Raw genomic sequence first — 23,507 nt, forward strand, 5'->3', positions numbered from 1 at the left:
TCGTGCGATCCATATCGGATTGCCACGATGACCATCGGCAGGATGTATGGGTGCCGTGCGGCGCCTGGCCCCGCCGACAGGCGGAGCCGGAGGTGGATGTTAGCAACCGCGAACATGCACGAGGTATAGGGGGTAACCCGCGAGAATGCGGCCTACCCGAAGAAACCGAGCATCTCCTCCAGCAGCGCGTCCGGGGCCTCTTCCGGAACGTAGTGGCCGCAGGCCAGCGCGGCGCCCGAGACATCTTCGGAGACGGCCTGCCACAGCGCCAGCGGCTCGAAGCAGCGCGCCACCACGCCGTGCTCGCCCCACAGCACGCGCATGGGCAACGCCAGCTTGCGCCCCGCTTCGCGGTCCGCGCGGTCGTGGTCCAGGTCGACGGTAGCGGCGGCGCGATAGTCCTCGCACATCCCATGTACCCGCGCCGGGTCCCGCATCGCGGCGATGTAGGCCGCCATGGCGTCCGGCGCGAAGGGATTCGCCCCGGCATGACGCAGACCGAGCAACTTCTCAAGGAAAAACTCGGGCTCGGCGTTGATCAGCGTTTCCGGGAACGGCGCAGGCTGGATCAGGAAGAACCAGTGCCAGTACGCGGCGGCAAAGGCCATGCTGGTCGCTTCGTACATCGCCAGCGTGGGGGCGATGTCGAGGAACATGGCGCGGTCGACGCTGTCCGGATGATCCATGCAGAGCCGGTGCGCCACGCGCGCACCACGGTCGTGCGCGCACAGCGCAAAGCGTTTGAAACCCAGCCGACGCATCACCTCCACCTGGTCGTGCGCCATGGCCCGCTTGCTGTACGCCTCATGGCCCGGATTTCCCGGCGGCGCGGCACTGCTGCCGTAGCCGCGCAGGTCGGTGGCAATGACCGTGAAGCGGTCCGCCAGCGCCGGGGCCACCTTATGCCAGATCAGGTGACTCTGCGGAAATCCATGCAGCAGCAGCAGCGGCGGACCGGAGCCGCCGCGCACGCCGGCAATCTCGACGTCGTCCACCTGCACGCGAAACCACTCGAAGTTGGGAAACAGCAACGCGCTGGCGTCGTTCTGCATGGCATCGTCTCCTCGATTCCTGGGCCGGCGACTGATTCTCTCCCTGCCGATCATAGGCGCAATCGGCACCTGCCGCTGCCGGCAAAACCCTGCTTACGCAACTGAATTGCATCGGGCGGATGGCTATGGTTAAATGGCCCGCATGACCCGTCCCACTCCGCATCCGGCGCCCACTACCGCCGCCCCGCTGCCCGGCACCACGCTCGACGCTGCCGAGGAACGCCTGCGCCAGCTGGGCGCGCGGGTGACGCAGCCGCGCGTGGCCATCCTGGCCTGCCTGATCGACGCCGAGGACGCGATGACCCACCAGGCCGTGATCGACCGCCTGCCGGCCGACGGCGAGGTGGACCGCGTCACGGTGTATCGCGTGCTGGACTGGCTCGTGGAGCAGGGCCTGGCGCAGAAGCGCGCCGGCAACGACCGCGTGTTCCGCTTCGCGCTGGTCGAGCACGAAGCCGCGCGCGCCGAAGTCCACCGCCAGCACAGCCATTTCCATTGCACCCGCTGCGACCGCACGTTTTGCCTGGAAGCCGCCGGCCTGCCCGCGCCGTCCGTCACGCCCAAGGTGCCCAGCGGCTTTGCCGTCGAGCACGTGGAACTGACGGTCAACGGCGTCTGCGCCGAATGCGGCAAGCCTCGCGGCGACGCCGCGCACTGATGCGCACGGACGCGCAAACGCTTTCCTCGGAGAACAACTACATGTCCAAACTGACCCCGGTCACGATCCTGACTGGCTTCCTCGGCAGCGGCAAGACGACGCTGCTCAAGCGCATCCTCACCGAGCAGCACGGCATGAAGATCGCCGTGATCGAGAACGAGTTCGGCGAAGAGAACATCGACAACGAGATCCTGGTGCAGGACGGGCGCGAGCAGATCGTGCAGATGAGCAACGGCTGCATCTGCTGCACGATCCGCGGCGACCTGGTGCAGGCGTTGTCCGACCTGATCACGCAGCGCGACGAGGGCAAGCTCGACTTCGACCGCGTGGTGATCGAAACCACCGGTGTCGCCAACCCGGGCCCGGTGGCACAGACGTTCTTCATGGACGAGGAAATCGCCTCACGCTACCTGCTGGACGCCGTGATCACGCTGGTGGACGCCAAGCACGCGCACCTGCAGCTGGACAAGCAGGAAGAGGCGCAACGCCAGGTGGGCTTTGCCGATGCCATCTTCATCACCAAGGCCGACCTGGTCAGCGACGGCGACGTGGCCGACCTGCGCCACCGTCTGCTGCACATGAACCCGCGCGCCCCGATCAACACGGCGCACTTCGGCGAAGCCCCGATCGAGACGATCTTCGACCTGCGCGGCTTCAACCTGAACGAGAAACTGGAGATCGACCCCGACTTCCTGCGCGCCGACGAGCACGACCATGATCACGACCACGTACATGACGAGCACTGCGGCCACGATCACGACCATGACGACCACGGGCATGGCCACGCGGACGATCACCACCACCATCACCACCATACGGACCGCATCGCGTCGTTTGTCTTCCGCAGCGACAAGCCGTTCCACTACGGCAAGCTCGAGGAGTTCCTGTCGGGCATCCTGTCCGTGTACGGCGAGAAGCTGCTGCGCTACAAGGGCGTGCTCTATATGGAAGGCGTGGACCGCAAGGTGGTATTCCAGGGGGTGCACCAGCTGATGGGCAGCGACGTCGGCGCCAAATGGGACGATGAAACCCCGGGCACCAAGATGGTCTTTATCGGCGTGGACCTGCCGCGCGACGCCATTCTGAAAGGTCTGGCGGCCTGCCTGGCCTGAGTGCCCCTTCCGCCGCTTGCGCGGCGGGCACCGTTCCGGCCCCCTGTTGCGGGGTCGGGCGGTGACACCGGACACCTCCCCACGCCTCCCTACCAGAGGGGTACCGGGAAAACTCCTGCCTGTTGTCCGGCTTTCTCCCATATCTCGGAAAAATTTGTTCAAGTACAATAGGCCGGATTTGATGCGGGCGACGCACCTTTTCTGACGCCGTCCGTATTTGCAGGGCGGCGGTCGTCGTCAGCATGAGGCGGGCCGCCGGCAGGCGCGGTCGCAGTGCTTCGTGCGGAGACCGCCCTCCGCTTGGGGTACCTCGGCAAGAGCGCCGTCACTCTTCGACGCGTAGAGAGAGGTGTCCCCATGACAGCCGCAACAAAGACGAAAGAAAGCCGCAGCAAGACAGGTACCGCTGCGGCGGAGACGCTCAAGGCGCAGTCGGTGAAGGCTGCGCCAGCTCCCCGCGGCAGTACGGCGCACGCCGATGCGGGCGAGGCCAAGGGAGGCACGCGAAGCAGCAAGACTGCAGCCAGCCAGAGTGAAACGACCGCGCCGCGCAAGCGGACGGCCACTGCACCCGAGCGGACGAAGACGCCGCCGGTCGCATCAACAAGAGAATCAGCAGCAACCATGAGCAGCAACAAACTTCTGACTGAAGCTGAAATCCTGAAGATGAGCGACAAGGATTACATGAACGAGGCGCAGCTTGCCTTCTTCAGGAATCGCCTTGAGCAGCTTCGCGACGAAATTCTCAAGAACGCCGATCAGACCACGGAACACCTGCGCGAAACGGTCATCGTGCCCGATCCCGCCGACCGCGCAACGATCGAGGAAGAACACGCGCTGGAACTGCGCACGCGCGACCGCGAGCGCAAGCTGCTGAAGAAGGTCGAGCAGTCGCTGCAGCGCATCGAATCCGGCGACTACGGCTGGTGCGAGGAAACCGGCGAGCCGATCGGCGTTCCCCGCCTGCTGGCCCGCCCGACCGCCACGCTGTCGCTGGAAGCCCAGCAGCGCCGCGAACTGCGCCAGAAGCTGTTCGGGGACTGATCCCCCGCACGCCCAGGCGGCACCGAGACGGCCCGGAATTCCGGGCCGTTTTGTTTTGGTGCGATGCGATCCGGGTGCGCTGCACGCCAGCGTGCCGGCGCGCTCGCTTCGCCGATGGCCGAACCAATGTCGTTGTCGCGCCATGGCCACGGCACTACCATTGGGAGACACCGGCCGGCGCCACTTTGAGACGCGATCACCTGTTGCCGCCGCCGGCTTTCTGCTACAGTCGCAACTTTGTTGCAATAACCCCTTACACCACTCACCGCGCGCCATGGCCGATCGCCTGCCCGTCACTGTGCTGTCCGGATTCTCCGGCGCCGGCAAGACCTCCGTGCTGAACCATCTGCTCGCCCAACCCGGCAAGCGCGTGGCCGTGCTCGGCGGCGAGGGCGATTTGCTGGCGGAGGTCGATCGTCTCGCGCAAGCTGGCCAACACGACTGCGTGGTCATCGAAGCCGGCGCGGCCGACGAGCCGCTCGGCATCGCCGAGGGCTTCGCCTTCGAAGACGAACACGGCGAACAGGGCGCCGCATCCGCTGGCGTCGCCCATCTCGACACGCTGGTCACGGTTGTCGATGCCAGCCGCTTCCTGCAGGACTACCACGACGCCGACTACCTGTCGGACCGGGGACTCCGCGCGCATGACGGCGACGATCGCACCGTGGTGGATGTGCTGATCGACCAGATCGAGGTCTGCGACGTCATCGTCGTCAACAAGATCGACCTCGTCGACGCCGGCCAGCTGGGGCATCTGAATGCCGTGCTGCATGCGCTGAACCCGCGCGCCGACATCGTCGATGCCAGCCACGGCAAGGTCCCGGCGGACCGCGTGCTGGACACCGGCCGCTTCGATATGGATGCCACGCCCAACGCGGCCGGCTGGCAGGCGGCGCTCCAGGGCGAACCCGTGCCTGCGGCGGCCGGACTCGGCACACTGCTGTATCGCCGGCGCCGCCCGTTCCATCCGCAGCGCTTTGCCGACCTAATTCACACCGAATGGATGCGCGAGCACGGCGACGTGCTGCGCTCGAAGGGCATCTTCTGGCTGGCCAGCCGCATGGATATCGCCGGCGACTGGAGCCAGGCCGGCGGGGTATGCCGTCCCGGCGCGGCCGGTGCCTGGTGGGCCGCCATCGACGCCGACGAATGGCCGGCCGACGCGGCATCGCGCGCCGGCATCGAAGCCGACATGATCGAAGACGGCTTGCCCGCCCCGTTCGGCGACCGCCGGCAGGAACTGGCGCTGATCGGCGAGAAGCTGAACGCCCACGCGCTGGAAGCCTTGCTGGACGCCTGCCTGCTGACCGATGCCGAAATGGCTGCCGGTCCCGAGACGTGGGCCGCCTATCCGGATCCGTTCCCGGACTGGGGTGATGCCTTTGGCGACGATCACGACCACGATCACGACGCTGCGCATGGTCATGACCGCGATCATGACCATAAGCACGGCGACGACCCGTGCGATTGCGGACATGGGCACTGAGTCGCGTACACTCCACGATCGCCTGACCGGCCAGTTGGCCCGGTGGCGTTCGCGCGGCCTGGGTATCTGGCCCGCGTTGTGGCTTGTGCTGTGCCTGCTGCTCGCGCAACAGGCCGGCCTGACACACCGCGTGGTCCACGGCGGGCTGCTGAACCTGTCACAGGCCGCCGCCGCATTGTCCTCTACGTCAGACGCGTCCGACACATCCGACACATCCGTCGCGTCCGATGCCACCGACGCAGATCACGCCGAGCCGCTGTCGCTGAAACTCGGCCTGCACTCCTGCGTGCTGTTCGACGGTGCGACCATCGCCGACAGTCACGTCGACACATTCACCCTACCGCTGCTTGCCTTCGGCAAACCGGTCAAGCCGGCCAGCCTGGCCTGGCGCTGGCCAGATCTTCCCGCCGCGCGCCCTTTCCACACGCGCGCCCCGCCTGCCTCGCCCGTCTTCGTTTGATCGCCTGAGCGCGGATGGCGGCCTGACGCCGCCCATCCGCCTGTCTTGCGCAGCGCCCACCTGATGATTCGCCATATCGCCATGCGCCGGTCCGAGTACCGGGGCACGTCGCGCCATCAGCCGGGCGCTCGCCTTCCGAATTCGAATCGCGAGCCATGTTCTCGAATCCCACTCTCTCCCCGGCGGTGCGCCGCACCCCGCTGGCGGCCGTTGCCGCCCTGATCGTCAGCGCCAGTCTGTCGTCCCACGCCGTAGCCCAGGACGCCACGCCGCCAGCCGATGCCAAGGCCCCGGTACCCCAGACACTCAAGGAAGTCGTCGTCACCGCCAATCCGCTGGGCAGCGATCTCAACGACATGGTCGCACCGGTCTCCACCCTCGGCGGCGATGCGCTGGCCGTGCGCCAGACCAGCACGCTGGGCGAAACGCTGAACAGCCTGCCCGGCGTGGCGTCAAGCTACTTCGGCCCCAACGCCAGCCGCCCGGCCATCCGCGGGCTGGACGGCGACCGCATCAAGGTGCTGCAGAACGGTGGCTCCACACTGGACGCCTCGACGCTGTCCTATGACCACGCGGTGCCGATCGACCCGCTCGTGGCGGAAAAAATCGAAGTCGTCCGCGGACCGGCGGCGCTGATGTACGGCGGCAGCGCGCTGGGCGGTGTGGTCAATGTGATCGACAACCGGATTCCGCGGGACCCCATCACGGGCGTGTCCGGCGCCACGGACGTGAGCGGCACCATCGGCGGCGACAAGGGCCGCAACGCCAGCGGCCTGATCGAGGCCGGCAACGGCAAGTTCGCGGTGCACGCCGACGCCTTCGTCCGCCAGACCAGCGACCTGCGCATCCCCGGCTTTGCCCGCAGCGGCAACCTGCGCGCGACGCAACCGCTGCCCGAGGGCGAGACCGAGGCCTACGGCAAGATCCCGAACACCAACGCCCACCAGGAAGGCGGCTCGATGGGCGGCTCCTACACGTGGGCGGACGGCTTTGTCGGCGCCAACTACTCGACCTATCGCAACGACTACGGCACGCCGGCCGAGGAAGCCGCGCGCATCAAGATGCGCCAGGACCGGTTTGCGCTGGAGGGCGAGGCACGCAACCTGGCCGGCACCACTGGCGGGGTCATCGAATCGGTGAAGGGCAAGTTCAACTACACCGACTACGAGCACCGCGAAATCGAAGACGGCATCACCGGCACCACGTTCAAGAATCACGGCTGGGATGCACGCCTGGAAGCCACGCACGGCAAGATCGGCAACATGACCGGCGTGATTGGCACGCAGTTCGGCCATACCGATTTCTCGGCGCTCGGCGAGGAAGCGTTCGTGCCGAGCACCACCACCGACAATGCCGCGCTATTCGTCTTCGAGGAACTGCCGCTGACGGCATCGGGTGACCTCAAGCTCAATCTGGGCGGACGGCTCGACCACAGCAGCGTCAAGGCCAGCGCCAATGGCAACGACCGCTTCACGGATGCCGACCGCAGCTTCAACGCCGGCAGCGCGTCGGCCGGCCTGCTGTACAAGCTGAACCCGGTCTGGTCCGTGACGACCAACCTGTCGTACACCGAGCGCGCGCCAACGTTCTACGAGCTGTACGCCAACGGCCCGCACCTGGCCACCGGTGCTTTCGAAGTGGGCGACCCCAACGCGAACAAGGAACGCGCGACCTCGATCGACCTCGGCGTGCGCTTCAAGCAAGGGCCGCATAGCGGCAGCCTCTCCGGTTACTACAGCCGCTTCCAGAACTACCTGGCGCTGCTGAACACGGGCAACTTCCGCGACGCGGAAGGCAATGTGGTGGCCGCCGGCAGCGACGGCGCGCTGCCCGAGCAGCAATACCTGGGGGTGCCGGCCACGCTGTACGGCTTCGAGGCCGAAGGCAAGACGCGCCTGCTGCAGAAAATGCTGACGACGAGCGACACGCTCGACTTCGAAGCACGGGCCGACTACGTGCATGGCGAGAACCGCAACACGGGCGAGCCGCTGCCGCGCCTGTCGCCGCTGCGGCTGGGCGGTGCGCTGGCGTACGCCGCCGGCCCCTGGGGCGCGCGCGTCAATCTCGACTGGTACGCGCGCCAGAGCCGCGTGCCCGCGGGCGACACCGCAAGCGATGCCTACACCTTGCTCGGTGTGGCGCTGACCTACAAGCTGAAGCTGTCGGGCACGCAGACGCTGTTGTATGTGCGTGGCGACAACCTTACCAACACGGAAGCCCGCAGCGCCACGTCGATCCTGCGTGACATCGCGCCGCTGCCGGGTCGAAGTGTGAAGATCGGGATGCGGACGACGTTCTGACGGATCGGCGCGATCTGCGCGATCCGCGCCCGCGCCGCCATGCTGGCCGCCCCAGTCCTCTCCCGCCATGCGGGAGGGGGCATCCGGCATCGGCAGGCTGCGTATCAGATGCCGCCGAATGACTCCGGCACCAGCGAATACACGGCCGCCGCAATCGGCCTTCCGCGCAGGATCAGCCGGTTTCGCGCGATGCATTCGAACTGCGCGCCAACCCGCTCCGCCACACCACGGCTCGCCAGGTTAGCCTCCGCCGCCACGATCTCCAGCCGCGTCAGCCCCAGTCCGTGGAAGCCGTGGCACGCCATCATCGTCGCCGCACCGGTCGCCAGGCCCTGCCGCTGGCGGCCCTGACGAATCCAGTAGCCGAGATTGCCAAGATTGTCCTCGCGCCGGATCTGGTTGATCGCCACGCCGCCGTAGAGCTCGCGTCCATCGGGCGCAAATACACCGATATCGAACGCGCTGCCGTCCGCCATGTTGACGTCGCAGCGCGCGAACCATTCCTGTGCGTCGTAGGCGTTGTAGTCGATCCGCGCCCAGGGCATCCATACGCCCACGGTCGCCATGGACTCGCGCACGGCCGCGACGAACTGCGCCACGTCGGCCGCGCGAAATGGCCGCAACATGAAGTCCTTGCCACGCAGCGGTTGCATCATGGCCGCGTCTCCCGCTCCGCTCAATCCCGGTTGACGACGAGGTCGCCGTCAAGCGTCAGCGCGCCCACGCCGGCCAGTCCCCGCAGCGTCTGGTCGAACATCCCGTCCAGCGATTGCGCGGGCATGAAGCGCGCGTGAATCCGCTGCATCAGCGGCGTGTCGCACATCCACGCAAACAACGCGTCGCGCGACACCGATTGCACCTCCAGCATCCGGAACTTCACCAGCACTTTCACGGCATGCGTGGCGTTGCGCAGCGCGTCGCCACGCAGATGCGCAAGCCGTCCGCGTGCGCGCGTCACGGCCGCCGCCACATCGGCGAACACGCGGCCGTGGCCTGGGATGACGATGCGGGCGTCGAGCGTATCGATGCGGTCGAGCACGGCGGCCTGTTCGTCAAACCCGCTCTCGCCATCGAGCTCGGGAAAGATCACGCCAAAGCCGTTCTCCCACAGCGCATCGCCAGAGATCAGGATGCGCGGTCCCGGTGCGAACAACATCACGGCATGCGCGTCGTGGCCCGGCGCGGCCACCACTTCCCAGTCGATACCCCCCAGGCGCAGGCGGTCGCCGTCGTGCAGCACGGCATCGAAGGTGAAGCGCTGGCACTGCTGGCCGGTGGCCTTGTAGCTGAGTGCGTCCTCGTCCCAAGCCGATACCGCAGCCGCGTCAGCGGCCGGAATCCACGTGCGCGGCTGCCAGCGCGCTTGCAGCTGCGCATTGCCGCCGCAGTGATCCGAGTGGAGATGGGTATTGATCAGCCGATGCAGGGGCCGGCCATCGAGCGCCGATTCCACCAGGGCCTCGGTCTGCCCGGCATGCGTCACGTAGCCGCTGTCGACGAGCGCGGCCTCACCGGTCTTGTCGTCGATGAACAGCACGTTGTTGGCCGACAGCCAGCCACGCTCGAACACGCGCATCGTGGCGGGCAGTTGCGCCGGCGTGGTCATGCGGCGCTCCCCGGCACGCTCCCGGGCACAGCCAGCGCGCCGCGCGGTGCCAGGCGATCGGGCAGCAGTTGCCAGATGCGCCGGCGTTCCGCGTCATCGGCCTTCGACCAACCGGTGATCTCGGGAATCGTACGCAGGCACCCCTCGCAATAGAGTCGTGCCGCGTCCATCTTGCAGACGTTGCGGCACGGCGACGGCACCGGCTCCGCCTGCTGGGCCGCGGCGGCGCCACGGATCAGGTCGGCATGCAGCCGGCGCCGGGCCGGGGTGTCGGGGGTGTCGGGGGTATCGGGGGCGCTGGGCGCCTCGGGTGTCTCCGGCATATCAGCCGCATCCGGTGTGGCAGGCGTCATGCAAGCCATCACGTCAGCCTTTCATGCGGCCGACCTTGGCCGCGATCTTGTCGTTGAAGCGCGCCGGGTCGATCAGGTGACGCTCGTGCACGCCTTCCGAAATCTTGTCTTCGCCATCCCACGCCGTCAGGGCGAACCGCACCTTGCGGCCTTCCACGGCCACCAGTTCGCCCTTGACCGTGACGGTCATCCCGGGCGGCGTGGCGGCCAGATGCGTGAAGTTGACCAGCGTGCCGAGCGATTGCTCGCGCGGCCAGTCCATGTGCTCGCGCAGCATCTGCAGGCAGGCGCATTCCATGATGCCGACCATGTAGCCCGTGGCGAGCACATCAGGCATGTCCGCGCAGCCCGGGATGTCGTCATAGAGATTGGGCACGGTGGCCTTGGGAGGCACCACATACTGCCACTCGAACCGCAGGCCGGGACGCAGGCCCCGCGCGTTCGCGGCGCCGATTGGCTCGCCCCCTGCCTGGCTCATTGCGCGGCTCCCTGCTTCACGCCCAGCGCGACGTCGGCCACCTCAGCCCCGGTCATCACCTGCAGCTGCTGCGGCGTCAGGTTGAACACCGCGTGCGGATGGCCGGCGGCCGCCCACAGGCTGTCATACCGGAACAGGTCCTGGTCCAGCAGCATCACCGGCTTCACGGCGTGGCCGATCGGGCAGACGCCGCCAATCGCATAGCCGGTCTTCTCGCGCACGAACTTCGCGTCGGCCTTGCCCAGCGCGCCCACGCGCGCGGCCACCTTGGCCTCGTCGACGCGATTGCTGCCGCTGGCGATCACCAGCACCGGCACGTCATCCGCCACGCGGCGGAAGATGATCGACTTGGCGATCTCGGCCACGCTGCAACCCAGTCCGGCGGCCGCTTCCGCCGAGGTCTTGCCGGTGGCCGGCAGCATCACCACCGGGCGGTCATGGCCGATACCGGCCAGCAGGTCCGCCACGCGCTGCGCGGCATCGGGGAGCGCGGTCGTTTCGCTCATCGTCGGGTTCTCCTTATGTATGCTCGCGTGACGACTTCACGCGCAGACCGCCGCGTCACCGGCGGCGGCCCACTTGGTCAGCAACGCGCGTCCCACGCGCGAGTTGTTCGGGCGGCCGATGGCCTGCGAGATGTAGTCGCCGGTGCGCACCACGGCTTCAAGGTCGATGCCGGTATGCAAGCCCATGCCGTGCAGCATGTACAACACGTCCTCGGTCGCCACGTTGCCGGTCGCGCCCTTCGCGTACGGGCAGCCGCCCAGCCCTGCCACGGAGGCATGGAAGATGCCGATGCCGACCTCGAGGCTGGCCAGGATGTTGGACAGCGCCTGCCCATAGGTATCGTGGAAATGGCCCGACAGCCGGTCGATCGGAAACTCCGCCACCGCCGCGCGCATCACGTCCTGCACCTTGCCCGGCGTACCCACGCCAATCGTGTCGGCGATGTCGATCTCGTCGCAACCGAGTTCGCGCATGCGGCGCACCACGTCGATCACGGCGCTCACCGGCACCTCGCCCTGGTACGGGCAACCGAGCGAGCACGAGATGCTGCCGCGCAGGCGCACGCCGGCGTCCTTGGCGGCGGCCGCGACCGGCGCAAAGCGCGCGATCGACTCGGCGATCGAGCAATTGATGTTCTTCTGCGAGAACGCCTCGCTGGCGGCGCTGAAGATCACCACCTCGTCGGCCCCGGCCGCCACGGCGCCCTCGAAGCCCTTCATATTGGGCGTCAGCACCGAGTACAGCGTGCCGGGGCGACGCTGGATGCGCGCCATCACATCCGCGCCATCAGCCATCTGCGGCACCCACTTGGGCGACACGAACGACGCGGCCTCGATGTTGACGAAACCTGCGTCGGTCAGCTGGTTGACCAGCGCGACCTTGACGTCGGTAGGCACCATCGCCTTTTCGTTCTGGAGGCCATCGCGCGGACCCACTTCCACGATCTTCACGTACTGGGGCAGATTCATGACTGTCTCCTTGGGCGGTGCTGCGTCGGGAGCATTCCGGCCGGCCTCGCACCCGCCGGCACGGCGTCCCTTCACTCCGGCCACGCCTCCATTCTTATCAAATCAGTGTTCAATACCCGCGCGCCAGATCCACAATGCCGGCGATCGGCTTGCCTTCGGCCAACGCGTGAATCTTGCCCGCAATCTGGGCGATGCTGTCTTCGCGCAGCGTCAGTGCCGAGATATGCGGCGTGATGGTGATGCGCGGCTCCTGCCAGAACGGATGCTCGGCCGGCAGCGGCTCCTTGCGGAACACGTCGAGCGTGGCGCCCGCGATCTGTCCTTCCTGCACTGCAGCCAGCAGGTCCTCTTCCACCAGATGCTGGCCGCGTGCCACGTTGATCACGTAGGCACCGCGCGCCAGGCGATACAGCAAGCCGGTGTCGATGAGGTCCTCGGTGTCCGGCGTCAGCGGCAACACGTTGACGAGCACGCGCAATCCGCCGAGGAATGCCGCCTGGCCTTCCTCGCCGTGGAACGACTGCACGCCTTCCACGGTCTTGGGTGAGCGGCTCCAGCCGCGCACCGGGAAACCGAAGCCGGCCAGCGTGCGGGCGATGTGCGTCCCCAATGCGCCGATGCCCATCACGCCGATCGTGAAGTCGGCGCGACGGTGCGGCTTGAGGAATTTCCACGTGCCGGCCTTCTCCTGCGTGTCGTAGGCGTCGAGCTTGCGGAAATAGCGCAGCACGGCGGCGGCGACGTACTCGGCCATCTGCGCGGCCATGCCAGCGTCATCGAGTCGCACGATGGGCACGCCCGCCGGCAGCGCGTCCGGATCGCTGTCGCGCAGCTTCAGGATGCCATCCACGCCAGCGCCGAGATTGAAGACGGCCTTCAGGTCCTTGCGGCCGCGCAGCATTTCCAGCGGCGGGCGCCACACCACGGCGTAGTCGGCAGCCTGGCCCTGGCTCTCTTCCCACTTGAGGCATTGCGCCTCGGGCAACACTTCGGCGAACCCTTCGATCCACGGCTCATAGCGGCCATCCGGCACGTACAACTGCAACTTCATCTCGACTCCAATCTCTTCGGGGGACGTTGATACAGTGCATTTTGGCAGAGGTCGGCGCGAAGCGGTGGGATTGCGGGACGGTGTTCCGCATGGCGGACGCCCCACCTCCCACCGGTTCCTGCGCGATCAGGCGGGTGCGGTGTCACCCACCGCGAATGCCAGCAGTTGCGCGCCTTCCGCCACTTGCTCGCCCACCCCGTAGAGCACCTCGCTCACCACGCCGTCGGCCGGCGCGCTGATGGTGTGCTCCATCTTCATCGCTTCCATCACCAGCAGCGGCGTGCCGCGCGTGACGGTGCTGCCCGGCTCGACCATCACGGCGATAACCTTGCCGGGCATCGGCGCGGTGAGCTTGCCGCCTTCGCCTTCGGATTCCCCGGCGTGGGACAGCGGGTCCTGCCACTCCAGCACCGTATGGCGCCCGGCGGTGAAGACGTGGAACGTGTCGCCCTCCACATGGACCTGGCCGTGCGTGCGGCGTGTGCCCAGGTCGACGCGGATGTCGTCGGCATTGAAGATGTACGCGAACGGCGCCGCCTGGTCGGCATAGATCAGCGTGCTGCGGCGCGTGTCGTCCTTCAGCACGACCTCAAGCTTGCTGCCGCCGCACGTGAAGTGCAGCGTGCGCGTATCGCGGCCGTTCAGGCGCCATGCGCCCGCGTGGGTCCACGGCGAATTCCGGTCCGCCGCGTCGATGTGGCGCGTGCGGATGTCGCGCTCGAGCAGCGCGGCGACGGCCAGCGAGATGGACTCGATGCCGACCGATTTCTGCGGCGGGAACAACACGGCCTGGTTGCGTTCGATCAGGCCGGTGTCGAGATCCGCCGTCCGGAACGCTTCGGACTTCACCAGCCGCTGCAGGAATGCAACATTGGTCGACAGCCCCACCACGTGATAGCTGGCCAGCGCCTGGGCCATGCGGGCCAGCGCTTCGTCGCGGTCGCGCCCCCAGACGATCAGCTTGGCGATCATCGGGTCATAGAACGGACTGATGGTGTCGCCCTCTCGCACGCCGGCATCGATCCGCACGCCAGCCGGGCCATGGGCGTCGCCGCCGCGCATGAACTGCACCGCCGGCGGCGTGCGCAGGAAGCGCAACGTGCCCGTCGACGGCAGGAATTGCTTGTCGGGGTTCTCGGCGTAGATGCGCGCCTCCAGCGCGTGGCCGCTGATCTGCAGCCGGTCCTGCGTCAGCGGCAGCGCTTCGCCCGCCGCCACCCGCAGCTGCCATTCCACGAGGTCCTGCCCCGTGATCATCTCGGTGACGGGGTGCTCCACCTGCAGGCGGGTGTTCATCTCCATGAAGTAGAACGAACCATCCTGGTTGGCGATGAACTCCACCGTGCCGGCGCCGACGTAGCCAACCGCCTTGGCGGCGGCCACCGCGGCCTCGCCCATCGCGCGGCGGCGATCCTCGGTCATGCCCGGCGCGGGGGCTTCCTCCAGCACCTTCTGGTGACGGCGCTGCACCGAGCAGTCGCGCTCGAACAGGTAGACGCAGTTGCCGTGAGTATCGGCAAAGACCTGGATCTCGATGTGGCGCGGACGGGTCAGGTATTTCTCGACGAGCACCTTGTCGTCGCCGAAGCTGGCCGAGGCCTCGCGCTTGACGGACGCCAGCGCGGCCTCGAAGCCGTCGCCCGACTCCACCACGCGCATGCCCTTGCCGCCACCGCCCGCGCTGGCCTTGAGCAGCACCGGATAGCCGATGCGGTCGGCCTCGCGGCGCAGCAGCGCGGCGTCCTGATCCTCGCCGTGATAGCCGGGCACCAGCGGCACCGCGGCCTTTTCCATCAGTTGCTTGGCCGCGCTCTTGCTGCCCATCGCGTGGATGGCCGCTGCCGGCGGCCCGATGAAGGCCAGCCCGGCGGCGGCGCACGCTTCGGCGAACGCCTCGTTCTCGGACAGGAAGCCATAGCCCGGGTGAATCGCCTGGGCGCCGGTTGCCTTCGCCATCTCGATGATGTGGTCCGCGCGCAGGTAGCTGTCGCGCGCGGCGGGTCCGCCGATATGTACGGCCTCGTCGCAGAACGCCACGTGCCGGGCCTCCGCGTCCGCATCCGAGTAGACGGCCACCGTGCGAATCCCCAGCCGGCGGCACGTGGCCGCCACACGGCAGGCAATCTCGCCACGGTTGGCGATCAGGATCTTGTTGAACATGGCTCCTCCTTGTTATATCCGGGGGGCGGCCAGCTTGCTTACCTCACGGCAGACTCGTCATCCGGCATACCCTTCCGCACGGATGTCGAGGCGAGCCAGCAGGGCACGATCGCGGTCGGCCTGCGGGTTGCCGGTGGTCAGCAGCTTTTCGCCATAGAAAATGGAATTGGCGCCTGCCATGAAGCACAGCGCCTGCAACGCTTCGTCCATGGCCTCGCGGCCGGCGGACAGGCGCACCATCGCGCGCGGCATCGTGATGCGTGCCACGGCAATCGTGCGGACGAACTCGAACGGGTCCAGCGCGGCGGTGCCCGCCAGCGGCGTGCCTTCCACCTGCACCAGGTTGTTGATGGGTACCGACTCGGGGTACGGATCCAGGTTGGCCAGCTGCGCGATCAGGCCGGCGCGCGCCTCGCGCGTCTCGCCCATGCCGACGATGCCGCCGCAGCAGACGTTGATGCCCGCTTCGCGCACATGGCCGATGGTGTCCAGCCGGTCCTGATACGTGCGCGTGCCGATGATCTTGCCGTAGAACTCCGGCGAGGTATCGAGGTTGTGGTTGTAGTAGTCCAGCCCGGCGTCCTTCAGGCGCAGCGCCTGCTCGGCCTTGAGCATGCCCAGCGTCACGCAGGTTTCCAGGCCCATCGCCTTCACCTCGCGCACCATGTCGATCACGGGCTCCAGGTGGCGGTCCTTCGGGCTGCGCCAGGCGGCGCCCATGCAGAAGCGCGTGGCGCCGTTGGCCTTGGCCGCGCGCGCGGCGTCGAGCACTTCATCCAGCGCCATCAGCTTCTCGGCCTTCACGCCGGCATCGTGGTGCGCGCTTTGCGGGCAGTAGCCGCAATCTTCCTCGCAGCCGCCGGTCTTGATCGACAGCAGCGTGGAGAGTTGCACCGTGTTGGCGTCGAAGTGCTCGCGATGCACTTGCTGTGCGCGGAACAGCAGGTCGTTGAACGGCAGCGCGAACAGCGCGGCCACGTCGTCGACGCGCCACGCGGCGTCCGGTTGCGGTGCGGCGGCCTGCAGGTTGCGGGCCGACTGGCGCAGGGCTTCGGCGGAAATGGTGGCGACGGTCTGGGTGTTGGTGGTTTGCGTCATGATCAATGCGAATTCGGTTCAGGCGCGGCTCGGGGCCGCGTCGGTATGGGAGGTCACGGCCTGGCGTTGCCGCGGCACACTGGCCAGCAACGGTGCGAGGTCGAGATGGCTGGCGGCGACGGCGGGCGCCACCTGCCAGGGCAGTTCGCCCAGGCAGGGCACATCCAGCGCGTCATGCAACGTGGCGATGTTCTCGTGCGGCAGCAGCATGTCGGGGTCCATGCGGTTGGCGATCCAGCCAGCCAGCCTGAGCCCGCGCGCCCGGATCGCGTCGGCGGTCAGCGTGGCGTGGTTCAGGCAGCCGAGCCGGATGCCGACCACCATTACGACGGGCAGGTCGAGCATCACGGCCAGGTCCGCCGTACTCCAGCGGGCCGCGCCCACGTCGAGCGGGACCTGGAAGCCGCCCACGCCCTCCACCACCACGGCCTGCGCGCGCTGCCGCAGCGCATCGAACGCCGCGCGGATCGGCTCGCGCGTGATACGCACGCCTTCCATGGCGGCGGCCAGATGCGGCGACACCGGCGTGCGCAACAGGAACGGGCACATCTCCTCCTGCGGCACGATGACCGAGCACGCCGCGCGCAGCTGCTCCACGTCGTCGTTCTGCCAGCGCTCGTCGAGCCATTCGCCCCCACTGGCCACGGGCTTCATGCCCACCGTGCTGTAACCGGCGTCATGCAGCGCATGCAGCAGCGTGGCCGTGGCGTGCGTCTTGCCAACGCCCGTGTCGGTGCCGGTGACAAAGCAGGCAAAGCGGGGCGGCATGTTGGCGATGGCGCTCACACGGCCTCCCTGTCGGAAATACCGGCAATATCGCTGGCGCCCGGCACCGCTCGCGCCACCGCGTCGAGCAGCCGCTGCACATCCTCGGCCGTATGCGACGCCGACAGCGTGATCCGCAGTCGCGCGGTGCCCGCTGGCACGGTAGGCGGGCGGATGGCGCCCACGCGGATGCCGTCGGCCTCGAGCGCCGCCGACAACGCCAGCGCGGCGGCGTTGTCGCCAACGATCAGCGGCTGGATGGCGGTTTCGCTGTCGCCAAGGGTCCAACCCGCCTGCGCTGCAAGCCGGCCCAACCCGTCGCGCAGTTGCGCAATCAGGTCGGCCAGGTGCGCGCGACGGCTGCCGCCTTCCTCGCCGTCGATGATGTCGAGACTGGTCAGCAGCGCATGCGCCACGGCTGGTGGCGCGGCCGTCGTGTAGATATAGGGACGCGCGGTGTTGATCAGGTGTTCGACGATCGTCGCGTGCGCGGCCACGAAGGCCCCCGCCACGCCGGCCGCCTTGCCCAGCGTGCCGATATAGACAAAGCGCTCCGAGGCGAGGCCCAGATGCTCCAGCACGCCACGGCCGTTCTCGCCGAGCACACCGAAGCCATGCGCGTCGTCGACGATGATCCACGCGTCGTGGCGTTCGGCCAGCGCCAGCAGCGCCGCCATCGACGCCATGTCGCCGTCCATGCTGAACACGCTGTCGGTGACGATCAGCTTGAGCGCGCTCTGGCTGGCAGCCAGCAGGGCGTCCAGCGCGCCGGTGTCGCCGTGCGGGTAGCGTTGCACGTCGGCGCGCGCAAGCCGTGCGCCATCGATCAGCGAGGCGTGATTCAGCGTTTCGCAGAACAGCGTGGCGCCAGCCGTCCCCAGCGACGTCAGCACCGCGAGGTTGGCCATGTAGCCCGTGCAGAAGTACAGCGCCTGCGCCTGCGGGATGAACGGCGCCATCCAGCGTGCCAGCACGTGCTCGAGCTGCGCGTGGGCCAGCGAATGGCCGCTGACCAGGTGAGATGCGCCACTGCCCGCGCCATAGCGATAGGCGCCCTCCGCGAGCGCGTTGGCGATGGACGGATGGTTGGCCAGCCCCAGGTAGTCGTTGCTGCAGAACGTCAGCAGCGGCGTGGGGGTGGCATCGATCGCGCCGACTGACTGGTGCGGCGCGCAGGCCGTATGCGCAATGCGGCGGCGGCGCGTGAGCGACTGGGCTTCGCGCTCCGCAGCAGCGCGTGTCAGGTGTTCAAGCAGCATGGCGCACCTCCTGGATCGGGGATGCACCAAGCGGCGATGCCTCAGTGGATGCACCAAGCGGGCCTACCACGGCGCGCAGCGTGGACAGCAACTGATCGCCCAGCCACTGCGCCAGCGTGGCGTCGAACACATACGGCGGCATCACGTACAGTGTGGTGCCGATCGGCCGCACCAGTACGCCGCGCTCGCGCGCCGCCAGATGGAAGCGCGCGGCAAAGTCCGCGCCGGCGGCGTCCGCATCGATATCGGCGGCCCAGATCATGCCGCGCTGGCGCACGTGCGTCACGCGCGGATCGGCGGCCAGGGGGGCCATCGCGTCGGCCAGCCATTGCGCGCGGTCGCGGTTGCGGGCGATCACGTCTTCCGATTCGAACAGGTCCAGCGTGGCCAGCGCCGCGCGGCAGGCCAGCGGATTGCCGGTGTACGAATGCGAATGCAGGAAGCTGCGTGCGATGTCGTCGGCAACGAACGCGCGCTGGATCTCCGGACGCGACAACACCAGCGACAACGGCAGGTAGCCACCGCTGATGCCTTTGGAGAGGCACAGGAAATCGGGCCACGCGTGCGCGGGCAGGGGGTCGCCCGCGCGCGCCTGCTCCCAGGCGAAGAACGTGCCGGTGCGGCCGCAGCCCACGGCGATCTCGTCGGCGATCAGGTGTACGCGGTAGCGGTCGCACAACGCGCGTGCGCCTTCGAGGTACAACGGGTCGTACATCGCCATGCCCGCCGCGCCCTGCACCAGCGGTTCGACGATCAGCGCGGCGATCTGGCCGGCATGCTCGCGCAACAGCGCCTCGAGTTCGACCAGCGCGCGCGCGGCCACGCCGGCCGCGGATTCGCCGGGGGCGGCCTGGCGGGCATCCGGCGACATCACCACGTGCGCACGCCGGGTCAGCGCGTCATAGGCATCGCGGAAGATCTCGACGTCGGTCACCGCCAGCGCGCCAACGGTCTCGCCGTGATAGCCGTGACGCAGGCACACGAACTCGCGCTTGGCCGGCAGGCCGGTATTGCGCCAGTAGTGGAAGCTCATCTTGAGCGCGATCTCCACCGCCGACGCGCCATCGGACGCGTAGAACGTATTGCCGAGCGCGCCGCCGGTCAGCGCGGAGAGCCGCTCGGCCAGCTCGACGGCGGGCGCATGCGTGCAGCCGGCCAGCATCACGTGTTCCAGCGTTTGCAGTTGTGCGGTGAGCGCGGCGTTGATGGCCGGGTTGGCGTGGCCAAACAGGTTGACCCACCATGAACTGATGGCGTCGAAGTACCGTTTGCCGTCGGTGTCGACCAGCCACGGACCCTCGCCGCGCGCGATCGCCAGCGGCGGCTCGTTGGCGCCGGCGTCGGGGCGCAGGCGCGTGCACGGGTGCCAGACGGCGCGCTGGCTGCGCGCCGCCAGGGACGCGTCGCCGCCTGTCGGTAATGGGGAAAGGTGTTCCAAGGGGACCCTCCTTTGTTGACCGTCCGCGCAGGCGTCACGCCCGGCTGTGCCGGGGCGCGCTTGCAGGGCGAACGGATTGGGGAGGCTCATGGTAGGAAGGTCCCTGTGGACTTGGCAAACCGGGCGCCGTCAGCGCGTTGGCGACACGTTGACGGATGTTGTGCGATCTTGGCGAGTGCAGTGCAGCATGGACCGCTCCACCACCGGCTTCTCGCCAGCAACGCCCGTCAACGGTCGATAAAAATTACTGGGGACGCCACGACGGCGTGCGCTTTTCGAGGAATGCGCGCACACCTTCGCGCCCCTCGCTGGACGAACGGATGGCGGCGATGCGGTTAGCGGTATCGGCCAGCAGGTCATTGTCGATGGCCCTTCCCGCCACTTCCTGGACAAGCCGCTTGCTCTCGCGCACGGCATTCGGGCTGTTGGCCACCAGCGCGGCGGCAATCTCGGCCACGCGCGCGTCGAGCCCCGAGACCGGCACCACCTCATGGACGAAGCCAATCCGCAGGGCCTCGGCGGCGTCGAAGCGCTCGGCCGTGATGAAGTAGCGGCGCGCGGCCTGCTCGCCCATCGCGCGGATCACATAGGGGCTGATCGTGGCCGGCAGCAGTCCCAGGCGCGCCTCCGACAGGCAGAAGCTGACGGGCTCCGCAGCCACGGCGATGTCGCACGCCGCCACCAGCCCGACCCCGCCGGCGTAGGTATCGCCATGAATCCGCGCGATCACGGGCTTGGGGCAGACCCAGATGGTGTGGAGCATCTGCGCCAGCGTCAGCGCGTCGGCGCGGTTCTCGTCGTCCGAGTAGCCGGCCATCTTCTTCATCCAGTTCAGGTCCGCCCCCGCGCAGAACGCCGGGCCGTTGCCGGCCAGCACGATGGCGCGTACTTCGGGCGTGTCGCCCAGCGCGCGGAAGGCGCCGGTCAGCTCCGCGATGACGGTCTCGTTGAACGCGTTACGCACATCGGGCCGGTTCAGCGTGATCGTGGCGACGTGATGGGCGGCAGTGACCGTGAGCGTGGTGAAATTCATGTCTCTCTCCGATGACGGATGTTGTCGTGCGTATCTCACGAGGTGCGATCCGTCGACGACCCGCGCCCGGCAGGATCGGCGGTGTCCGGCGTGCGATCGAACGGCAGGCCAAGCTGGCGGAAGAATGTCTCCACCTCCGGCAGCCAGATCGCGATGCCGTTTCGGCTGCTGAACAGCCGATGCGAATCGCCCTCGAACTCGCCCACGTCCACGAACCGCGCATCGGCGGCGGCGCCCGTGGCATGGGCCTTGTAGTTGTTGAACATGCGCTCGGGCAACGGCCACGGCCAGTAGCTGTCGTTGTCGCCGTACACCCAGAGCGAGGGATAGCGCGCGCCGCGGCCATATTCGCCGAACGCGTCGACCAGATTGCCTTCCCAGCCCACGCAGTTGTCGTTGCGCAGGCCGCCGGCAAAGTTCACGACGCCGCGCACGCCCGGATAGCCGATCGTGGACAACGCCATGGTCGACAGGCCGCCATGCGACTGCCCGATCACGATGATCCGCGTGGGGTCCACATAAGGCTGCTGCACGAGGTAGTCCAGCGCGGCCACCACGTCTTCCGCCTGCATCATGCCGTTGTCGCGCACATTGCAGCCGCCGCCGATATACGCGCCGCCGGACTTCGAGAAGCCCTGGCGCATCGGCAGCGCCACGACGTAGCCGCGCCGCAGAAACTCCGCGGTCTGCGCGGCAAAGCGCGCGCGGCCCTGGAAGGCCGGCTTGCCCGGCGCCTTGCCGTGATTGATCACGACCAGCGGGTAGCGCCCGTCGCCGGCCGGACGGAAGATCGTCGTCTCCAGATCCACCGAGAAGAGCGCGCCGGCCTTCGGCACCATCACGACCTGCTCGATCGTGCGCGGCGGCAACGGCGCCTGCGCGACAGCCGTGCCGTGCTGCACGAGGCAGACCAGCACGGCGATGCCGAGAACGATGGAGGCAAGTCGGGACATGATGACAATGGCTACAAGGTGGGTGCGTCGGCCGTTACATGCGGAACACGCCGAACTTCATGTCGCCGATCGGCGCATTGAGGCTCGCCGACAGGCCCAGGCCGAGTACGGTACGCGTCTGCGCCGGATCGATGACGCCGTCATCCCACAGCCGTGCGCTGGCGTAGTACGGGTGCCCCTGGTGTTCGTACTGGTCGCGGATCGGCGCCTTGAACGCCTCCTCCTCCTCCGCGCTCCACTGGCCACCGCGGCCCTCGATGCCGTCGCGGCGCACCGTGGCCAGCACACTGGCGGCCTGCTCGCCGCCCATGACGGAAATCCGTGCATTCGGCCACATCCACAGGAAGCGCGGCGAATAGGCGCGGCCGCACATGCCGTAGTTGCCGGCGCCGAACGACCCGCCGATGATGACCGTGAACTTCGGCACCTGCGCCGTGGCCACGGCCGTCACCATCTTGGCGCCGTTGCGCGCGATGCCTTCGTTCTCGTACTTGCGGCCCACCATGAAGCCGGTGATGTTCTGCAGGAACACCAGCGGGATCTTGCGCTGGCAGCACAGCTCGATGAAGTGGGCGCCCTTGAGCGCCGACTCCGAGAACAGGATGCCGTTGTTGGCGATGATGCCGACCGGGTAGCCCCAGATGCGCGCGAAGCCGCAGACCAGCGTGGTGCCATAGCGCGCCTTGAATTCGTCGAAATCGGAACCATCGACCAGCCGCGCGATGACTTCGCGCACGTCGTACGGCTTGCGGGTATCCGTCGGAATCACGCCATAGAGTTCCTCGGGCGGATACAGCGGCTCCACGGGCTCGTGCAGGCGGATCTGGTCCGGCTTGCGGCGGTTCAGGTGCTGGACGATATTGCGTGCCAGCGACAGCGCGTGATGATCGTTCTGCGCGAAGTAGTCGGCCACGCCGGAGAGCCGCGTGTGCACATCCGCACCGCCCAGGTCCTCGGCGCTGACTTCCTCGCCGGTCGCCGCCTTCACCAGCGGCGGGCCGCCCAGGAAAATCGTGCCCTGGTTCTTGACGATGATGGACTCATCGCTCATGGCCGGCACGTAGGCGCCGCCCGCCGTGCACGAACCCATCACCACGGCAATCTGCGGAATGCCCTGCCGGGACAGGTTGGCCTGGTTGTAGAAGATGCGGCCGAAGTGATCGCGGTCCGGAAACACGTCATCCTGGTTCGGCAGGTTGGCGCCGCCGGAATCCACCAGGTAGATGCAGGGCAGATTGTTCTGCTCGGCGATCTCCTGCGCGCGCACGTGCTTCTTGACGGTCAGCGGGTAGTACGTGCCGCCCTTGACCGTGGCGTCGTTGCAGACGATCACGCATTCCTGGCCGGCCACGCGGCCGATCCCGGTGATGATGCCCGCGCCGGGGGCCGCATCGTCGTACATGTCGTACGCGGCCAGCTGGGACAGTTCCAGGAACGGCGTACCCGGGTCCAGCAGTTGCTGCACGCGGTCGCGTGGCAGCAGCTTGCCGCGCGACAGATGCTTGGCGCGCGCGTCTTCGCCGCCGCCCTCGGCCAGCTTCGCGATCTTCTGCTTGAGATCGGCCACCAGCGCCTGCATGGACTCCGCGTTCGCCTTGAAGGCTTCGGAGCGGGCGTTCAGTTTGGTTTCCAGCGTGGGCATGTCTCTTCCTGTTTTGTCTTGATCCCGGAGCGCCGCAGGCGGCACGATCCACATGATTCGGGCGTCGTTGCCGGCGTTGCCACA

22 protein-coding genes are annotated in these 23,507 nt (G+C 67.8%); 6 read left to right on the forward strand and 16 right to left on the reverse strand.

What is annotated here, in order from left to right:
• Positions 1–152: 152 nt before the first annotated feature.
• Positions 153–1,052 carry an alpha/beta fold hydrolase gene (locus tag AC1DOX_RS01210; protein ID WP_441618593.1) on the reverse strand — a complete coding sequence of 300 codons (900 nt, stop codon included), beginning with the start codon at positions 1,050–1,052 and terminating at the stop codon, positions 153–155.
• 142 nt (positions 1,053–1,194) lie between these two features.
• Between AC1DOX_RS01210 and AC1DOX_RS01215 the strand changes: the two genes are divergently transcribed.
• The 6 genes from AC1DOX_RS01215 to AC1DOX_RS01240 all read left to right on the forward strand — a co-directional run bounded on the left by AC1DOX_RS01215 (position 1,195) and on the right by AC1DOX_RS01240 (position 8,112).
• Positions 1,195–1,710 carry a Fur family transcriptional regulator gene (locus AC1DOX_RS01215; protein ID WP_441618591.1) on the forward strand — a complete coding sequence of 172 codons (516 nt, stop codon included), beginning with the start codon at positions 1,195–1,197 and terminating at the stop codon, positions 1,708–1,710.
• A gap of 41 nt (positions 1,711–1,751) precedes the next feature.
• Positions 1,752–2,822, forward strand: a complete 1,071-nt coding sequence (locus AC1DOX_RS01220; RefSeq protein ID WP_441618589.1) for a CobW family GTP-binding protein — start codon at positions 1,752–1,754, stop codon at positions 2,820–2,822.
• A 357-nt stretch (positions 2,823–3,179) separates the two neighbouring features.
• The gene (gene dksA / locus AC1DOX_RS01225; RefSeq protein ID WP_255371153.1) at positions 3,180–3,866 is read left to right on the forward strand and encodes an RNA polymerase-binding protein DksA; all 687 of its coding nucleotides are present in this window, start codon (positions 3,180–3,182) and stop codon (positions 3,864–3,866) included.
• A gap of 274 nt (positions 3,867–4,140) precedes the next feature.
• Positions 4,141–5,352 carry a GTP-binding protein gene (locus AC1DOX_RS01230; RefSeq protein ID WP_441618587.1) on the forward strand — a complete coding sequence of 404 codons (1,212 nt, stop codon included), beginning with the start codon at positions 4,141–4,143 and terminating at the stop codon, positions 5,350–5,352.
• On the forward strand, positions 5,285–5,812 hold the full coding sequence (locus AC1DOX_RS01235) for a hypothetical protein (RefSeq protein WP_441618585.1): 528 nt from the start codon (positions 5,285–5,287) through the stop codon (positions 5,810–5,812). The genes AC1DOX_RS01230 and AC1DOX_RS01235 overlap by 68 nt, the downstream gene beginning before the upstream one ends.
• Before the next feature lie 155 nt (positions 5,813–5,967).
• Positions 5,968–8,112, forward strand: coding sequence for a TonB-dependent receptor (locus tag AC1DOX_RS01240; RefSeq protein WP_441618583.1), 2,145 nt, complete (start codon positions 5,968–5,970; stop codon positions 8,110–8,112).
• A gap of 104 nt (positions 8,113–8,216) precedes the next feature.
• Here AC1DOX_RS01240 and AC1DOX_RS01245 read toward each other — a convergent pair whose 3' ends face one another.
• The 15 genes from AC1DOX_RS01245 to AC1DOX_RS01315 form a co-directional block, all read right to left on the reverse strand.
• Entirely contained in the window at positions 8,217–8,768 is a 552-nt protein-coding gene (locus AC1DOX_RS01245; RefSeq protein WP_255371123.1) for a GNAT family N-acetyltransferase, read from the reverse strand.
• Between the two features lie 20 nt (positions 8,769–8,788).
• Positions 8,789–9,718, reverse strand: a complete 930-nt coding sequence (locus AC1DOX_RS01250) for an MBL fold metallo-hydrolase (protein WP_441618581.1) — start codon at positions 9,716–9,718, stop codon at positions 8,789–8,791.
• The gene (locus tag AC1DOX_RS01255; RefSeq protein WP_441618773.1) at positions 9,715–10,041 is read right to left on the reverse strand and encodes a DUF1289 domain-containing protein; all 327 of its coding nucleotides are present in this window, start codon (positions 10,039–10,041) and stop codon (positions 9,715–9,717) included. The genes AC1DOX_RS01250 and AC1DOX_RS01255 overlap by 4 nt, the downstream gene beginning before the upstream one ends.
• A gap of 43 nt (positions 10,042–10,084) precedes the next feature.
• Entirely contained in the window at positions 10,085–10,549 is a 465-nt protein-coding gene (locus tag AC1DOX_RS01260) for a thioesterase family protein (protein ID WP_441618579.1), read from the reverse strand.
• Complete coding sequence (locus AC1DOX_RS01265; RefSeq protein ID WP_441618577.1) at positions 10,546–11,055, reverse strand: YbaK/EbsC family protein; 510 nt, start codon at positions 11,053–11,055, stop codon at positions 10,546–10,548. The genes AC1DOX_RS01260 and AC1DOX_RS01265 overlap by 4 nt, the downstream gene beginning before the upstream one ends.
• A 36-nt stretch (positions 11,056–11,091) precedes the next feature.
• Positions 11,092–12,024: a hydroxymethylglutaryl-CoA lyase gene (locus tag AC1DOX_RS01270; protein ID WP_441618575.1), complete on the reverse strand. Its 933-nt coding sequence runs from the start codon at positions 12,022–12,024 to the stop codon at positions 11,092–11,094.
• 109 nt (positions 12,025–12,133) lie between these two features.
• The gene (locus AC1DOX_RS01275) at positions 12,134–13,075 is read right to left on the reverse strand and encodes a 2-hydroxyacid dehydrogenase (RefSeq protein ID WP_441618573.1); all 942 of its coding nucleotides are present in this window, start codon (positions 13,073–13,075) and stop codon (positions 12,134–12,136) included.
• A gap of 126 nt (positions 13,076–13,201) precedes the next feature.
• Positions 13,202–15,235: an acetyl/propionyl/methylcrotonyl-CoA carboxylase subunit alpha gene (locus tag AC1DOX_RS01280; RefSeq protein ID WP_441618571.1), complete on the reverse strand. Its 2,034-nt coding sequence runs from the start codon at positions 15,233–15,235 to the stop codon at positions 13,202–13,204.
• Between the two features lie 57 nt (positions 15,236–15,292).
• Positions 15,293–16,333 (reverse strand): biotin synthase BioB, encoded by a 1,041-nt coding sequence (gene bioB / locus AC1DOX_RS01285; RefSeq protein ID WP_092136595.1) that lies wholly within the window; start codon positions 16,331–16,333, stop codon positions 15,293–15,295.
• Between the two features lie 18 nt (positions 16,334–16,351).
• A complete protein-coding gene (bioD, locus tag AC1DOX_RS01290) occupies positions 16,352–17,101 on the reverse strand; it encodes a dethiobiotin synthase (RefSeq protein WP_441618771.1) in 750 nt (249 codons plus the stop codon).
• A 14-nt stretch (positions 17,102–17,115) separates the two neighbouring features.
• Positions 17,116–18,357 (reverse strand): 8-amino-7-oxononanoate synthase, encoded by a 1,242-nt coding sequence (gene bioF, locus AC1DOX_RS01295; RefSeq protein WP_441618569.1) that lies wholly within the window; start codon positions 18,355–18,357, stop codon positions 17,116–17,118.
• The gene (bioA, locus tag AC1DOX_RS01300) at positions 18,347–19,795 is read right to left on the reverse strand and encodes an adenosylmethionine--8-amino-7-oxononanoate transaminase (RefSeq protein WP_477101355.1); all 1,449 of its coding nucleotides are present in this window, start codon (positions 19,793–19,795) and stop codon (positions 18,347–18,349) included. The genes bioF and bioA overlap by 11 nt, the downstream gene beginning before the upstream one ends.
• A gap of 244 nt (positions 19,796–20,039) precedes the next feature.
• The gene (locus tag AC1DOX_RS01305) at positions 20,040–20,828 is read right to left on the reverse strand and encodes an enoyl-CoA hydratase/isomerase family protein (protein ID WP_092135553.1); all 789 of its coding nucleotides are present in this window, start codon (positions 20,826–20,828) and stop codon (positions 20,040–20,042) included.
• A gap of 35 nt (positions 20,829–20,863) precedes the next feature.
• Positions 20,864–21,781: a dienelactone hydrolase family protein gene (locus AC1DOX_RS01310; protein ID WP_441623872.1), complete on the reverse strand. Its 918-nt coding sequence runs from the start codon at positions 21,779–21,781 to the stop codon at positions 20,864–20,866.
• Between the two features lie 34 nt (positions 21,782–21,815).
• Entirely contained in the window at positions 21,816–23,423 is a 1,608-nt protein-coding gene (locus AC1DOX_RS01315) for a carboxyl transferase domain-containing protein (RefSeq protein ID WP_092135550.1), read from the reverse strand.
• Positions 23,424–23,507 lie beyond the last annotated feature (84 nt).

Source organism: Cupriavidus sp. 01L415 (assembly GCF_056400065.1).